Raw genomic sequence first — 14,225 nt, 5'->3', positions numbered from 1 at the left:
GCGGCGACGTCGTTCAGCGCGGGTCGCGTCCTGTGAGGGCGAGGAGCCGCGTCTGGAGAGGGGCGCTGTCGTCGATGGCGACGGGCGAGGCGTAGAGGCCGCTCGCCTCGAGGGTCTCACGCTGCGGTTCGAACACCGTCCAGACCGCCGCGACGAGGGCCTCGTCGAGGGTCTCGTCGTCGCCGATCGCCCGCGCGAGGTCCCACGTGTGGATGGCGACGTCGGCCACCTGCTCGCGCAAGTAGTGCAGAGCGGTCACGGTGTCGTACGAGAGCTGGACGTGTTGACGCTCGTCGTGGCTCCGCCACGCGCGGGAAGCCCGCTCCTGGTGGGTGTCCCACGCGACGACGAGGTCGTCGCCGAGCGGCTCGAGCATGAGCTTCGCCTGCCGGAGCGACCGACCGTCGAGGAGGGGCGGCACCCACTGCTGCTCCTCCGTCACGTGCACCACGAGGGCGCGGACATCCCATTCGTCATCGGGCGTCGGCGCGCTCCAGTCGGTGACGCCGTGGACACGTCGACCGAACTCCTCGCCCGCGATCCGCTGGAATCCCAGCCACTCCTCGTATCCGTACACGCCGCCTCCTGCAGTCGAGCCTACGGACAACCAACGCGTCGCGCGCCCCCGCATTCCCCGCAGCCGAGGATCACCGCCGCCCGGCATCGATGTCGGTGGCGGATGGGAGAATCGACCCATGGGGCGAGACGACGGAGCAGGACGGCAGGTCACCGTCGGGGCGGCCGATGATTCCGCCACCCCCATCCTCCACATCGATATGGACGCGTTCTTCGCGTCCGTCGAGCTGCTCGAACGTCCGGATCTGCGTGGCAAGCCCGTCATCATCGGACACCGCGACGGGCGCTCGGTCGTCACGAGCGCCACGTACGAGGCCCGGAAGTTCGGTGTCGGGGCGGCGATGCCCGTGTCCAAGGCACTGCGACTGTGTCCGCACGCCATCGTCGTACCGCCGAACTACGCGGCGTACTCGCATTTCTCCCGCGAGGTCATGCGGATCTTCTCGGAGATCACGCCGCTCGTCGAACAATTGAGCATCGACGAGGCGTTCCTCGACGTCTCCGGTGCGCGACGCCTGCTCGGCTCGCCCGCCACGATCGCCCGCCTCGTCCGCGAGCGCGTCGTCACGGAGACGGGACTCACCTGTTCGGTCGGTGTCGCCGCGTCCAAGTTCGTCGCCAAGATGGCCTCGACGCGCTCCAAGCCGGACGGCATGCTCGTGGTACCGAAGGAGCAGACCCTCGCCTTCCTGCATCCGCTGCCGATCCGAACGCTGTGGGGCGTGGGTCCGGCGACGGAGGAATCGTTGCGGCGGCTCGGTCTCGCGACCATCGGCGATATCGCGGAGGTGCCCATCGGTGCGTTGCGGAGCGCTGTCGGTGTCGCGGGAGCCGAGAAGTTGTCGCAGCTCGCTCGCGGGCACGATCCGCGACCGGTCGAGACGAGCCGGGTCGAGAAGAGCGTCGGGCACGAGGTCACGTTCCACGCGGACATCACCGACATCGAGCAGCTGCGCGTCGAACTGCTGCGCCTCTCCGACAAGGTCGCCGTCCGTCTCCGGGAGCGGGGCTGGGTGACGCGAACAGTCGGGCTGAAACTCCGCTGGTCCGACTTCACGACGCTGTCTCGCTCGCACACGCTGCCCGAACCCACCTCCGTCGGGCGTCGACTGCACGAGGAGGCCGTCGCGCTGCTCGATGCCCTGCGACCGCTCCGACCGGTGAGACTCATCGGCATCCGGGCGGAGCAGCTCGCTTCGAGCGGCGACGGAGCGCTCCTCTGGGATCCGGACGAGGACTGGCGTGAGGCAGAGAACTCCGTCGACGCCGTCCGCAAGCGGTTCGGCACGTCGGCTCTCGCACCCGCCTCCTTGCTCGGCGGGCCGCGTGGTTCCGCCGGGGGAACGAGGACCCAGCCGTTTTCGGAGGATTGAGCCGCGGCAGCGGCGGGACCCTCTTGGCAGTCGCATCGCTCGGGGATAGCGTGGCACCATGACGAATCCCGCGCTCGACCTGGCCGACCGTTTCCGCTCCATCGGAGTCAAGTCCGTCTACGGAGACCCCGTCGATGTGGGGGGCTCGACGGTCGTTCCCGTCGCCGTGAGCCTCTATGGCTTCGGTGCGGGTGAGGGCGAGGGAACGGGTGACGGCGCGGCGGGCGAGAGCACGACGGGCAAGCTCGGAGGGTCCGGCGCCGGTGGCGGCGGTGGCGGCTACTCCTGGCCCGTCGGCGCGTACATCTCCGACGGCGGCACCGTCCGATTCGAGCCCAACGTGATCTCGCTCATCATCGTGGCCGTTCCGCTGATCAGCGTGACCGGCAAGGCACTCAGTTGGATCATCAAGGCGCTCAAGCGCTGACGTGGTCTCACGCGAACGCGCGCCGGTCGCGCGTTTCCCGCTCGACGCACGTCGACGTGGCCCTCATACGCTTCGAGCGTCGAGGGCCGCGCTATAGTCGTGGTGAATGAACACGGGAGTCCGGTGAGCCGGGCTGAGAGGAAGGTCCTCAACCTTCGACCGTCGAACCTGATCTGGGTCATGCCAGCGCAGGGAGTCTGACATCTCATTACCCGTGCCCTATCCACTCATCGAGAGGGGCACGTATCGTGCACGCAACATCGTCATCCGTCGACCGGTCCGCCCGCGTCGACTCCTCGGACCGCTCGCTCCGCTGGCGTGTGGTCGACATCGTCATCGCCGCGGTGCTCGGCGTCGCGACGGGACTCATCTTCTGGTTCTGGAACACGATCGGCTACTTGTGGTTCGAGACTGCTGACGCCGTGACCCCGGGGTTCGGCGGCATCGCGGTCGGCATCTGGCTCCTCGGCGGCGTCCTCGGCGGGCTCATCATCCGTAAACCGGGTGCCGCGCTCCTCGTCGAACTCATCGGCGCGATCGTGTCGGCGCTCATCGGCAACATCTGGGGACCCACGACGATCTACTCGGGAATCGTTCAAGGGCTCGGAGCCGAACTCGTCTTCGCCGCCTTCTTCTACCGCCGGTTCGGCATCGTCGTCGCCGCTCTCGCCGGTATCGGAGCGGGCGTCGGTGCGTGGATCTTCGAGTTCTTCACGGGGAACATCGAGAAGAGCGCCGTCTTCAACCTGCTGTACCTCGGTTCCATCGTCGTCTCGGGCGCTCTCCTCGCGGGGGTGCTCGGATGGTTCCTCGTCCGCGCCCTCGCGGCGACGGGGGCGCTCAGCCGGTTCGCCGTCGGTCGGGAAGCCCGACGGGAGGTCTGACCGTGGCGGGAGGGGCCCGCGTCGTCGCCTCGGGATGGGGTTGGCGCCATGCCGGTCGCAAGGCATGGGCCGTCGCCGAGCTGTCGTTCGACATCGAAGCCGGTGAGCGCGTCCTCGTGCTGGGTGCGTCCGGGGCCGGCAAGTCGACACTCCTCGCAGGCATCGCGGGCCTGCTCGGCGGCGACGACGAGGGGGAGACGACGGGGGAGTTGCGCATCGACGGCGTCGACGCACGCTCGGCCCGTGGTCGCTCGGGGCTCGTGCTGCAGGATCCCGACGCCGCGGCGGTCTTCTCCCGGGTGGGCGACGACGTCGCCTTCGGCTGCGAGAACCTCGGGATCGAGCGGGAGGAGATCTGGCGCCGGGTCCGTCGTTCGCTCGACGCCGTCGGGCTCGGCGTCGACCTCGATCGGCGGACCGCTGAGCTCTCGGGCGGGGAGAAGCAGCGACTCGCGATCGCGGGTGTCCTCGCGATGGAGCCTCGCGTGATCCTGCTCGACGAGCCGACGGCCAACCTCGATCCGGCCGGGGTGCTCGACGTGCGGGACGCGATCGAGCGGACCGTGGTGCGAGAAGGCACGACCCTCGTGGTCGTGGAGCACCGCACGGAGATCTGGGCGGACCTCATGACGCGCGTCATCGTCCTCGATCCGAGCGGCGGCGTCCTGGCGGACGGTGAGCCCGACGCGGTCTTCGCGCAGGAGGGCGACCGGCTCGCGGCCGCAGGCGTCTGGGTCCCGCGTCATCCGATCGGCATGCCGCTCGCCCTCGACGCTCCAGCGGGGGCCGTCGTCCTCGAAGCCGATGGATTGGCGATCGGGCGACCCGGGGCTCCGGTGGTGCGTAGCGCGATCGACCTCTCGATTCCGCAAGGCCATGCGACGGTCGTCGTCGGCCCGAACGGCGCGGGGAAGTCGACCCTCGCACTCACGCTCGCCGGGCTCATCCCGGAGCGGGAAGGCCTGCTCACCGGCGCTCCGAGCCTCGCGGGACGGCGTGGCCAACGACCGGCGCAGTGGTCCTCCCGGGAACTGCTGACCCGGATCGGCACCGTCTTCCAGGACCCGGAGCATCAGTTCATCACCGCGACCGTGCGGGACGAGCTCGCGGTGGGGCCGAAGGCGCTCGGGCTCGGTCCCGCGGAGACGGAGGAGCGCGTGGACGCGCTCCTCGCTGCTCTGGGTCTCGGCGCGCTCGCTCTCGCGAACCCCTTCACCCTCTCCGGCGGACAGAAGCGGCGGCTGTCGGTCGGTACGGTGCTCGCGTCACGGCCCGCCGTGATGGTGCTCGACGAGCCCACGTTCGGGCAGGACAGGGTGAGTTGGATCCGCCTCGTCGAGCTCCTCCGGGCGGAGGTCGCCGCAGGCACGACGGTCGTCGCGGTCACGCACGATGCCGGCGTCGTGGCGCACCTCGGGGAGTCGGTCGTCGAGCTGACGGGCGCGTCGCAGGGTGTCGCGCTGCGAGGGCGTGCCGCATGAGCGTCACGACGCCTGACATCTCCGCTGCGGCACAGCGGACCGCGTTCCTCGACGGGGTGAATCCGGTGTCGAAGATCCTCGCGATGGTGGTTCTGTCCATCCCGCTGCTCGCGACGATCGACTGGGTCAGTTCGACCGTGGCCGTCGCGATCGAACTCGCTCTCGTCCCCCTCTGCGGAGTTGCCGTTCGTGACGTTCTCCGGCGCAGCATCCCACTGCTCGCTTTCGCTCCGATCGCGGGCATCAGCATGCTCCTCTATGCGGAACCGGGCGGGCGGATTCACGCCCAGTTCCTCCTCGCGACGGTGAGCGACGACTCGATCGCCCTCGCCGTGGCGGTCGCGCTCCGCGTCTTCGCCCTCGGCCTCCCGACGATCCTGCTGTTCTCCCGCGTGGATGCGACCGAACTCGCGGACGGCCTCGCTCAGGTCGCGCGCCTCCCGTCGCGATTCGTGCTGGGAGTGGTCGCCGGAGTCCGCCTGCTGGGGTTGTTCGTCGATGACTGGCGGAGCATGGAGCTCGCCCGTCGCGCGCGCGGGGTCGGTGACGCCGGAGTGATCCGGAGGTTCTTCTCGATGGCGTTCGTGCTTCTCGTCTTCGCCGTGCGTCGAGGGTCGAAGCTCGCGACCGCGATGGAGGCGCGCGGTTTCGGCGCCGACGTCGAACGGACCTGGGCCCGGCCGTCGCGTCTGTCCTGGCGCGACGGTGTCTTCCTTCTCGGTTGTGTCTGCATCATGGCCGCCGCGACCGGGACCGCGGTCGCCGTGGGGTCCTTCCGGTTCGTGGGGTCCTGACGTGTCCGCCGTCGAGGCCATCGGGAGAGCCGGGGCCGTCGTCCTCATCGACGGACCGAGCGGGGCGGGGAAGTCGACGTTCGCGACTCGGCTCGTGGCGCATTGGCCGGGGCACGAGAGGCCCGTGCTCGTCCGGATGGACGACATCTACCCTGGATGGTCGGGACTCGATGCGGCGAGCGCACGAGTCCACGAGGACCTGCTCGCGCCGCGCGCGTCGGGGGCTGCCGGGCGCTGGCGACGTCATGACTGGGTGACGGGGAGGGCGGCGGAATGGCACACCGTGCCCGCTGACGTCACTCTCGTTCTCGAGGGCTGCGGAGCGCTCTCGCGGGATACGGCCCCCCTCGCCGATGTGCGCTTCTGGATCGATGCGCCCGTGGACGTGAGGAAGCGACGCGCGCTCGAACGGGATGACGGAGCCTTCGACGCCCACTGGGACATGTGGGCGGACCAGGTCGCAGACTTCGAGCGGCGCGAGGACCCGCGCTCACTCGCGGACGTCGTGATCGTCAATACGGACGGCGAGGCCGCCGCGTGGATCGCGAAGGCGTTCCACGGGCGTCACTGAAGGTCGTCGAGGAATGCGGCGATGACGGGGATCGGGTGACTGATCCGCCAGAGCACCCCGGGATCGTCGAGGCGCTCGTCGAGCTTCAGGGGAGCCGTCGTCGTTCGCCCCCCTGCCGAGATGGTCGCGCTACCCACCACTCGTCCGGGGCTTCCGGCGACGAGCGGCTCGAGCGTCGTCTCGATCGTCGGCGGGGCGGCGAGCCAGCGCGGTCTCGTGACGGATGCGCCGACGGAAGCCGTCACGGTTTCACCCCATTCAGTCTCGAATCGGACGAGCGGAGTGCCCTCCGCCACGAGCGGAGCATCGACGACGGCCGTGCCGGCTTGTTGCGCGAGCGCCGTGACCGTCGCCTCGAGGGTCTCCCAATCGGGCTGGCGGAGGAAGGCGCCGTACAGGTCGTACGTCTCCTCGCCCACATCGACGGACAGCCGGAACAGCAAGCAGATGCCCGCCGCGTCGGTGTAGCTGCGCGACACCCCCGTGACGCCGAGGTCCGGGAGATAGGTTGTCGTGTTCTCGATGCCGCGACGGGAGGGGAGACCCGTCACCTCGCTCGCGAGGATCGAGTCGACGGCGGGATCTGTGAGCGCGAGAGCGGAGACGGCGGCGAGATCGGCCGCGGTCCCGACGCTCTCGGACGACAGGCCCGTCGCGTCGGCGACGCGGATGCCGCGGAGCCCGCGCTCGTCGAGCCACGCGCGGGCGGCCACGAGGTAGTCGTCGACTGAACCGAACGCCCACCGGGCGAGCGTGTCGGCGTGGTTGTTGCTCGACCCGAGGAGGAGCGCCTGCAGCATTCCGCGCTCGGTCCACTCGTCGTCGGTATAGACGGTGACGGTCCGGGCGCCGGCGGCCCGGTAGTCCCGGTAGGAGAGAAAGTCCGACGACGTGATGGGCACGACGTCCCCCTCCTCGTCCGCGGCGAGGGGATGAGCGTCGAGGACGACGAGAGCGGTGACGACCTTCGTGGCTGCGGCCATGGGGACGGGCTCGGTGTCCCCGCTCAGCGCCATGGCCGGCGCCTCTGCTCCTTCGGTGACCGCGCTCGCTCCCGTTTCCGGGAGCACGGGAGCCGAGCCTGCCTCGGCGGGCGGCTCGATGGCCGTCGCGGTCGCGTCGGGGAGAGGCCCGAGCAGGGTCGCCGGCCCGTACAGGCCGACGGCGAGGATCGCGAGCGTACCCGCGGCGATCCCGATACCCCGGCCTACGCCCACGACGATGGTCCTGTCAGGTCGGGCATGCGATCAGGCTAACCCGACGATCGGCGACCTGCCGTCAGCCCCACCCGAGTCGGTGCAATTCGGCGTCGTCGAGCCCGAAGTAGTGACCGATCTCGTGCACGAGCGTCACGCGGATCTCCTCGCGGAGCTCGACGACATCCTCGGCGTGGTGGAGGAGCGGCTCGCGGTAGATGCTGATCGTGTCGGGCAGCTCGCCGAAACCGTACTGTCCGCGCTCGGTGAGGGCGACGCCGTGGTAGAGGCCGAGAAGGTCGAGAGAACCGTCCTCCGGGCGGTCCTCCACGATGATCGCGACGTTGTCGAGATCATCGACCATGTCGTCGGGAAGGGTGTCGAAGACCTCTTCGACGAGGTCCTCGAAGTCGTCGGACGGCATGTCGATCACGGTGGTGATCCTAGCCGCGCCTCCTGCGGGGATGGCTGCTCCCGACTCAGCCGTTCTTGCCCTTGCCGTTGCCGCCGTTGTTGCCGTTGTTGTTCCCGGGTCCCTTGTTGGGGTTCTCAGCCGGGGTCTGGTCGGCGGGTTGCTCGACGTCGGGGGCTGGTTCCGGTTCGGGCTCGGGCGCCGGGACGACCTCGACCGGATCAGGCGACGGGCTCGGATCGGTACCCGTGTCGACGGCCGTCTCCTGCTCGGACGCTTCCTGCTCGGACGCTTCCTGCTCGGCCGTCTCCGCTGCGATGGTGGCCTTGCGGGCCGCGATGTGGATGTCGAACTCCATCTGGAAGTCGGCGACGAGCGTGGAGAGCCGCCCGACCTCGTCTTCACCGTCGGCGACCACGGCACGGTCGCCGCCCGCGAGGACCGACGCGAACCCGGCTCCGAGGCCCATCATGGCGATGACGGCTGCGCCCGCGAGAGCCAGTCGGCGGCGCGCTCCACGGCGCGGCGCGGTGACGGCAGGCCGACGCCGACGAAGCCCGAGGGTCACGGCGTCGTCCGAGGCCGCCTCGCTCACGGGAGCGAGAACCGTCTTGTCGTCTTCCGGCACGTCGATGGCCGTACTCTGCGTCACGGGCACAGCAACGGCGCCCGTTCGCGCCAGTGCCACCGGGCCGCTCGGGCCGAGCAATTGGCGGGCCGCATCGGCGACCTCGATGGCCGTCGGGCGATTCTCGGCCGTCCGACTCGTCATGGCCGTGAGAAGCGACTTCCAGCCGTAGCCGACGTCACCCGGAATGTACGGATCGCGCTGGACGCGCGCGACGAGCGACTCGGTCATGCCGCCCGGGAACGCGCGCTCCCGCGTGAAACTCTCGAGGATCACGAGACCGAGGGAGTAGACGTCACCCGCCGGCGCGGGGGCGACCCCGCGGGTCTGTTCGGGGCTGAGGTACGCGGCGGTCCCCATGATCGTCCCCGGGGTCGTGAGCCGAGCGGAGTCGACGAGGTGCGCGATCCCGAAGTCCGCGAGTTTCGCCCGGAACTCGCGGGACGAGGGGCCGGCGGGCGCGAGAAGCACGTTCGAGGGCTTCACGTCGCGATGCACCATGCCGGCGGTGTGGACGGTCGCGAGGGCCTCGGCGAGGTCGACGGTCATGAGGGCGATGTCGTCCGGATCGATCGGACCCGTGGCGATCCGGTCGCGGAGTGTCGGTCCGTCGACGAGCTCCATGACGAGGTAGGCGTCCTCGATGGTCCCGAGTTGGGCGTCGAAGAGGGTCACGAGCGCCGAGTGATTGAGCGACGCGAGCACGCGCACCTCGGTCGCCGCACGAGCGGCGTGGGCCTCGTCGTCCGAGGTGTCTCCGAAGAGCTTGATCGCGACGTTGCGGCCGAGAACGCGGTCGGATGCGCGATAGACGCTCGCCATACCGCCACGACCGATGAGTGCATCGAGGCGGTAGCGACCGCCGAGCACGTCGCCGATTGCGGCTCTGCCGCGAACGAGGCCGTCGGTCATTCGTTCTCCTCGAGTGGACATCCGGGTACCGGGAGAGCACGGCCGAAAGACCGCACACTCCCTCATCACGAAGTCTGGCCTCTCGCGCGCGTCGTCGCGACGCCTTGACAGCCGATGCGGGCAGCGTCCGCGAGCCCGAACGGGGGCCAGTCGGTATCTCGCGACACCCGCTCCGAATGACGGAACCGCGGGCTCCCTCGCGGTAGCGTTCGGCGCATGGACTGGTGGAATGATCTCACGACCTGGCTGACCGCGGCGGAAACCCGCCCGGTCCTCTTCACCGCGGCGACCATCGTGCTCGCGATCATCGTGTCCGGCCTCGTGTCGGCGTCGATCGCGAAGGCGGCCGTTCGTCGCCTCGTCGATCAGAGGGAGCGCGAGCAGAAGACCGTGGCCATCGCGGCTCTCATCGACGCCGCGACCGAGGCGTCGGTGTGGCACTCGCTGACCCCGGGGGAGCAAGTCCTCGCCGACCGCGCTGTCGGACAGGCCGACATCCAGCTCCGCCTCCTCCCGATCAAGACGGCGCCGCTCGCGGCCGACTGGGCGGCGCATCAGCTCACCGAGATGAAGCGCAACTCGGCCACCTTCGGCTACGAGCTCGAGCCGGCGCTCGTGGAGTTCCGCGATCGACTGCTCGACTGGCAGCAGCGGCCCTCCAAGGCCAAGCGCCTCTTCCAGAACGACATCGAGCGCTGGTCCTTCAGCTCGGACGACTCCGAGAAGGAGCTCGTCCGTCGCCAGGACACGTGGGTCGCGTCGCAGCACAAGAAGGCCCACGAGACGACACCGCTTCCTCAGACGCCGTCGAAGGAGGACGTCTCGGACCGCACGACGCAGGTCGTCGCGACGGAACGTCGGCTCCCCGAGCCGAGCACCGACACGCAGACCCAGAAGCTCATCGAGGACGTGGCGGCGATCGATCAGCGCATCGCCGCGAGTTCGAAGCCGCGCGAGTCGGAGGAGCGCTCCGCCTGACCGGATGCTCGGCAGCACAGTGAAGGCGGCGGGTCCCGAATCGTATCGGGACCCGCCGCCTTCATCTGTGTGGGTCGGGATCAGCCCGCGCGCCACCAGTCGTCGCTCGGGGCGACGGGAACAGTGCGCTTGTGCCGCGTCGACAAGAACCGTGCCTCGATCGCATCGGCGATCTCGGTCGGTACGTCACGCCCCTCGAGGTAGTCGTCGATGTCCTCGTAGGTCAGTCCCAGATTGGCCTCGTCCGTCTGGCCTGGCGTCTCGTCGAGGAGGTCGGCCGTCGGATCCTTCTCGTACAAGCGCGGGGGCGCGTCGAGTTCACGCAGGAGCGCCTTGCCCTGCCGCTTCGTGAGCCCGCTGAGGGGGAGGATGTCGGCGCCGCCGTCGCCGAACTTCGTGAAGAAGCCGGTGAGTGCCTCCGCGGCGTGGTCGGTGCCCACGACGAGCAGCGACCGCTGACCCGCGATGGCGTACTGCGCGATCATGCGCACCCTCGCCTTCACGTTGCCCTTCGTGAAGTCGGTCATCCGGTCGCCGACGGCGTCCTGATACTCCTCGAAGACGCCGTCGACTCCGCGTTTGACGTTGAAGGTGACGGTGCGGTCCGGTTGGATGAACGTCAGCGCCAACTGCGCGTCGTCCTCGTCGTGCTGAACACCGTACGGGAGACGGACGGCGATGAATTCGGCCGTCCGCCCGGCGTCGCGGAGCCGTTCGACGGCGAGCTGGCACAACCGCCCGGCGAGCGAGGAATCCTGCCCGCCGCTGATGCCGAGGACGAAGCCGGCCGCACCGGTCGTCGTGGCGTAGTCGACGAGGAACGAGATGCGGCTCTCGATCTCCTCTGCGGCGTCGATGCTCGCTTTCGAGCCGAGCTCCTCGATGATGTCCCTGTGAAGATCACGCATACGACCAGCCTAGCCACGAGGCGTTACGACCGGGTTTCGTCCTGCCCGGGGTAGACGTGCAAGGAGAGTCGACGGATGTCGGCGAGTTCCCATTGCCGGAACATCGGGTCGAGATCGGTGCTCTCGTCGGCGAGGACGATGCCACAGTCTCCTCCGCCCGCGCCCGAGGACTTCGCGGCGGCTCCGACGTACTCGGCCGAGTCGCACAGCAGGGTGAGGTCCGGGGTCTCGATCGGGATGCCCGCGCTCACACCGAGTCGGACGAGGAGTCGGCGGGCGCGGTGGAGCTGGCTCTGCGCGGCGGCGAGATCATCGGCGTCGAACGATGCGACGAGCGCCTCGACGCATGCCCTGCTGTCGTCGAGGAAGGTCTCGTAGTGGCTGTCCTCGTTGAGCTTGCGCTTCTGGATCGAGTCGACGAGGTGCGCCGTGGACGCCGGTTCCCCCGTCCACCCGACGACGAGCCGGCCACCGCTCAGCTCGGGGAGGCGGCGAACGGACAGACCGGGCCAGTCCTCGTCGAGCAGGTCGGAGATCGAGACCTCGTCGCGCCGTCGCGTCATCCAGGCCCGATCGGGGGAGGAGAATGCGATCCACCCGCCGTACATGCTCGCGGCCACGTCGCCGCCCGAGGCCAGCGGGTTCACCGTGACGGTCGCGAGCAAGGCGAGCTTGACGCGTGACAGGTCGTCGAGACCGAGCGCGTAGAAGCGATCGAGCGCGCTGACCGTCGCCACGGTCACGGCTGCACTCGAGCCGAGCCCGAACTTGCGTCCGGACCGATCGTCGAGTTCGCTCGTGATGGCGAGGTCGTAGAACGCGAGGTCGCGGCCCCGGTCGATCGCGTACTCCTCGACCACTCGGATGGCGGCGAGAACGTAGTCGAACGGGCGTTGATCGCGATCGATGACGAGACGCTCACCTTCGCGACGCCAGAGCACGGGCCGGTGCCCGAACTGGTCCGAGATGAGCCGGCCGCGGTCGGCCGTCGGTTCGAGGTTCACGGTGACGAATCGATCGACCGCGATCAGCACGGCCGGGTAACCGGGCTCGACGACGGCGTACTCGCCGGCGATGAACAGCTTGCCCGGCGCGGAGACCGTGATCATTCGTCGTCTCGGCTCACGGCCACGCCCGGCCCGGGCAACGAGGTCGTCACGCGGGTGATCCCGGCGGCGGTCACCGCGTCGCGGACGGATTCCATCCGTCGGCGCTGGCAGAGGATCTTGACGTTCGGGCCGGCGTCCATTGTCGCGTAGCACTCGATTCCCGTTGAGCGCAGGTCGCGGACGAGGTGGAGTACGCGGACGCTGTCGGGCTGCCAATACGAGACGGGGGGAGTGGCCCCGAGCATCGAGGCGTGCATGCGCATCGCGTTCGACTCCGTGAGCTCCCCGACCCGCGTGAAGTCGCTCGCGGCGATCGCCGCGAGCATGTCCGTGAAGTCGGTGCGCGACGCGTCGACCCAGGCCGGGAAATACGGCGACGTCTCCGCCGTCAGCCGCATGGCGGCCCTGCTCGAGATGGTCTTGACACCCGCATCGACGACAGCGACGACCATGGCGAGGTCGAGACCGGGGTCCGTGACCGGCTCCGCGAACGATGACGCGTCATCGTCGCCGGCGAACCAGACGGCGAGATCACCGAAGATGCTGCGGGCCGCCGATCCGGAGCCTTTCCGCGCGAGGATCGAGAGCTCGCGCGGCGCGAGGTCGAGACCGGCGGCCGACGACGCGGCGGCGGCCAGCGCGGCGAAGCCCGACGCGGAGGAGGCGAGGCCGGCCGCGGTCGGGACCGTGTTGCGGGAGATCACCGACGCTCCGTCCGACCGGCCCGCGAGGGAGCGGACGAGGTCGAGGAAGCGGGTCACACGAGCGCCGGCCTCTCCCGCCAGCGGTGCCCCGTCGAGCTCGGCGGTGTCGGTGTCGCGCCCCCACTCCACGGTCGTGCGCGTGCTGTAGGCATCGAGGGTCAACGAGACGCTGCTCGTCGCAGGCAGTGCGATACCCTCGTCGCGCTTGCCCCAGTACTTGATGAGGGCGATGTTCGAGTGGGCGACGGCCGTCGCGCGCTCGCTCACGGGACCGGCACCATCGTGTCGTAGACCCATGACCGGGCCGCACCGGCGGCGTGCAGTGCCGAGACGACCTCGGAGGCGACCGACGGAGTCGAGGCCAGCGCGACGATGCAGCCGCCCTGACCGCCGCCCGTGAGCTTGGCTCCGAGCGCCCCCCCGCGGATGGCGGCGGCGACGAGCGCATCGAGGTCCTCGGAGCTCACGTGCAGTTCGCCGAGGATCGTGTGCGCCTCCGTCATCCGCGCACCGAGTGGTTCGGTACGGGCGAGCCGCAGATCCTCAGCCGCCTCGCGGGCGAGGACGCCCAACCGATCGATGCGGCCGTTCGCCCATCCTGGGCGCTCGTCCCGCAATCGTCGGACATCGGACACCGCGACGCGCGTCCGACCCCGGACGCCGGTGTCGGCGATGACGAAACTGCCCTGAAGGCTCATGGGCAGCGTGCTCGTGGACCCGCCCTGGAAGAAGACCGGTACACGGGAGTTCGTGGCGACGGCGTCGAGACCGCTCGGCGTGCCGTGTGCGACGCGCTCGGCGATCTGGACGAGGTCGAAGTGCTCTCGATCGCTCAGCGAGCGGCCGGCTGCTGCGGCGAAGGCGTGCACGACGGCACCGGCGGTCGCGGCGCTCGAGCCGAGACCCCGCTCGGCCGGGATGGAGCTCTCGATGTCGACGAGCAGGCCGTCGAGAGGCACCTCGAATGCGTCGCTCGCGGCGCTGATCGCTGCGAGGGGACCGGCGAGCGTCGGGGGCGCGTCCGCGAGGGCGCCGGAGTAGTACTCCGAGCGGATGCGCGGCGCCCCAGGAGCGGATGACACCTCGACATCCATCGAGAGAGCCGGGAGGGGGAGCGCGATGGCCGGGTGCCCGTAGACGACGGAGTGCTCACCCATGAGGATGAATTTCGCGCGGGTGTGCCCGGTGCCGAGCACAGTGCCACGTCGTTCCACTGCCACTGCCTCTCGTTGATGCGTCCGGGCGCGTCCGTTCGCTCGCCGTTCACGACTG

At 69.7% G+C, this 14,225-nt stretch carries 15 protein-coding genes and 1 riboswitch; of the genes, 7 read left to right on the top strand and 8 right to left on the bottom strand.

Annotation, left to right across the window (positions count from 1 at the left end; translation table 11 throughout):
* Window positions 1–13: 13 nt before the first annotated feature.
* Window positions 14–577, bottom strand: coding sequence for a TIGR03086 family metal-binding protein (locus ELQ90_RS07610; protein WP_243696056.1), 564 nt, complete (start codon window positions 575–577; stop codon window positions 14–16).
* 118 nt (window positions 578–695) lie between these two features.
* Between ELQ90_RS07610 and ELQ90_RS07605 the strand changes: the two genes are divergently transcribed.
* From ELQ90_RS07605 to ELQ90_RS07580, 6 genes are all read left to right on the top strand, one after another.
* Window positions 696–1,949 (top strand): DNA polymerase IV, encoded by a 1,254-nt coding sequence (locus ELQ90_RS07605; RefSeq protein WP_128494646.1) that lies wholly within the window; start codon window positions 696–698, stop codon window positions 1,947–1,949.
* Between the two features lie 58 nt (window positions 1,950–2,007).
* On the top strand, window positions 2,008–2,376 hold the full coding sequence (locus tag ELQ90_RS07600; protein WP_128494645.1) for a hypothetical protein: 369 nt from the start codon (window positions 2,008–2,010) through the stop codon (window positions 2,374–2,376).
* 102 nt (window positions 2,377–2,478) lie between these two features.
* Window positions 2,479–2,588, top strand: a riboswitch (TPP riboswitch).
* A 36-nt stretch (window positions 2,589–2,624) separates the two neighbouring features.
* Complete coding sequence (locus ELQ90_RS07595) at window positions 2,625–3,260, top strand: ECF transporter S component (RefSeq protein WP_128494644.1); 636 nt, start codon at window positions 2,625–2,627, stop codon at window positions 3,258–3,260.
* The gene (locus tag ELQ90_RS07590; protein WP_128494643.1) at window positions 3,179–4,741 is read left to right on the top strand and encodes an ABC transporter ATP-binding protein; all 1,563 of its coding nucleotides are present in this window, start codon (window positions 3,179–3,181) and stop codon (window positions 4,739–4,741) included. The genes ELQ90_RS07595 and ELQ90_RS07590 overlap by 82 nt, the downstream gene beginning before the upstream one ends.
* The gene (locus ELQ90_RS07585; RefSeq protein WP_128494642.1) at window positions 4,738–5,535 is read left to right on the top strand and encodes an energy-coupling factor transporter transmembrane component T family protein; all 798 of its coding nucleotides are present in this window, start codon (window positions 4,738–4,740) and stop codon (window positions 5,533–5,535) included. The genes ELQ90_RS07590 and ELQ90_RS07585 overlap by 4 nt, the downstream gene beginning before the upstream one ends.
* Window position 5,536: 1 nt before the next feature.
* A complete protein-coding gene (locus ELQ90_RS07580) occupies window positions 5,537–6,106 on the top strand; it encodes a nucleoside/nucleotide kinase family protein (protein ID WP_128494641.1) in 570 nt (189 codons plus the stop codon).
* Here the strand turns inward: ELQ90_RS07580 and ELQ90_RS07575 are convergent.
* The 3 genes from ELQ90_RS07575 to ELQ90_RS07565 all read right to left on the bottom strand — a co-directional run bounded on the left by ELQ90_RS07575 (window position 6,100) and on the right by ELQ90_RS07565 (window position 9,254).
* Window positions 6,100–7,323: a D-alanyl-D-alanine carboxypeptidase family protein gene (locus ELQ90_RS07575; protein WP_128494640.1), complete on the bottom strand. Its 1,224-nt coding sequence runs from the start codon at window positions 7,321–7,323 to the stop codon at window positions 6,100–6,102. The two genes, ELQ90_RS07580 and ELQ90_RS07575, sit on opposite strands and share 7 nt — an antisense overlap.
* 61 nt (window positions 7,324–7,384) lie before the next feature.
* Complete coding sequence (locus ELQ90_RS07570; RefSeq protein WP_128494788.1) at window positions 7,385–7,726, bottom strand: metallopeptidase family protein; 342 nt, start codon at window positions 7,724–7,726, stop codon at window positions 7,385–7,387.
* A gap of 55 nt (window positions 7,727–7,781) precedes the next feature.
* A complete protein-coding gene (locus ELQ90_RS07565; protein WP_166408893.1) occupies window positions 7,782–9,254 on the bottom strand; it encodes a serine/threonine-protein kinase in 1,473 nt (490 codons plus the stop codon).
* A gap of 216 nt (window positions 9,255–9,470) precedes the next feature.
* Between ELQ90_RS07565 and ELQ90_RS07560 the strand changes: the two genes are divergently transcribed.
* On the top strand, window positions 9,471–10,232 hold the full coding sequence (locus ELQ90_RS07560; RefSeq protein ID WP_128494638.1) for a hypothetical protein: 762 nt from the start codon (window positions 9,471–9,473) through the stop codon (window positions 10,230–10,232).
* 80 nt (window positions 10,233–10,312) lie between these two features.
* Here ELQ90_RS07560 and nadE read toward each other — a convergent pair whose 3' ends face one another.
* The 4 genes from nadE to mvk are packed head-to-tail and all read right to left on the bottom strand — an operon-like array spanning window position 10,313 to window position 14,149.
* Window positions 10,313–11,140, bottom strand: a complete 828-nt coding sequence (gene nadE, locus ELQ90_RS07555) for an ammonia-dependent NAD(+) synthetase (RefSeq protein ID WP_128494637.1) — start codon at window positions 11,138–11,140, stop codon at window positions 10,313–10,315.
* A 23-nt stretch (window positions 11,141–11,163) separates the two neighbouring features.
* A complete protein-coding gene (locus ELQ90_RS07550) occupies window positions 11,164–12,249 on the bottom strand; it encodes a phosphomevalonate kinase (protein ID WP_128494636.1) in 1,086 nt (361 codons plus the stop codon).
* Complete coding sequence (gene mvaD / locus ELQ90_RS07545) at window positions 12,246–13,220, bottom strand: diphosphomevalonate decarboxylase (protein WP_128494635.1); 975 nt, start codon at window positions 13,218–13,220, stop codon at window positions 12,246–12,248. Before mvaD ends, ELQ90_RS07550 begins: the two co-directional genes overlap by 4 nt.
* Window positions 13,217–14,149, bottom strand: coding sequence for a mevalonate kinase (gene mvk / locus ELQ90_RS07540; RefSeq protein WP_279432129.1), 933 nt, complete (start codon window positions 14,147–14,149; stop codon window positions 13,217–13,219). The genes mvaD and mvk overlap by 4 nt, the downstream gene beginning before the upstream one ends.
* Window positions 14,150–14,225: the final 76 nt, after the last annotated feature.

The organism is Labedella phragmitis (assembly GCF_004078635.1).
Lineage (GTDB): Bacteria > Actinomycetota > Actinomycetes > Actinomycetales > Microbacteriaceae > Labedella > Labedella phragmitis.
This window is presented reverse-complemented; position numbering and strand designations above follow the sequence as displayed.

Excerpts from the sequence above, each read along its gene's own strand:
- ELQ90_RS07605 (WP_128494646.1), top strand. The coding sequence starts at position 696 with ATGGGGCGAGACGACGGAGCAGGACGGCAGGTCACCGTCGGGGCGGCC.
- ELQ90_RS07600 (WP_128494645.1), top strand. The coding sequence starts at position 2,008 with ATGACGAATCCCGCGCTCGACCTGGCCGACCGTTTCCGCTCCATCGGA.
- ELQ90_RS07570 (WP_128494788.1), bottom strand. The coding sequence starts at position 7,726 with ATGCCGTCCGACGACTTCGAGGACCTCGTCGAAGAGGTCTTCGACACC.
- nadE (WP_128494637.1), bottom strand. The coding sequence starts at position 11,140 with ATGCGTGATCTTCACAGGGACATCATCGAGGAGCTCGGCTCGAAAGCG.
- ELQ90_RS07560 (WP_128494638.1), top strand. The coding sequence starts at position 9,471 with ATGGACTGGTGGAATGATCTCACGACCTGGCTGACCGCGGCGGAAACC.
- ELQ90_RS07550 (WP_128494636.1), bottom strand. The coding sequence starts at position 12,249 with ATGATCACGGTCTCCGCGCCGGGCAAGCTGTTCATCGCCGGCGAGTAC.
- ELQ90_RS07590 (WP_128494643.1), top strand. The coding sequence starts at position 3,179 with ATGGTTCCTCGTCCGCGCCCTCGCGGCGACGGGGGCGCTCAGCCGGTT.
- ELQ90_RS07585 (WP_128494642.1), top strand. The coding sequence starts at position 4,738 with ATGAGCGTCACGACGCCTGACATCTCCGCTGCGGCACAGCGGACCGCG.
- ELQ90_RS07565 (WP_166408893.1), bottom strand. The coding sequence starts at position 9,254 with ATGACCGACGGCCTCGTTCGCGGCAGAGCCGCAATCGGCGACGTGCTC.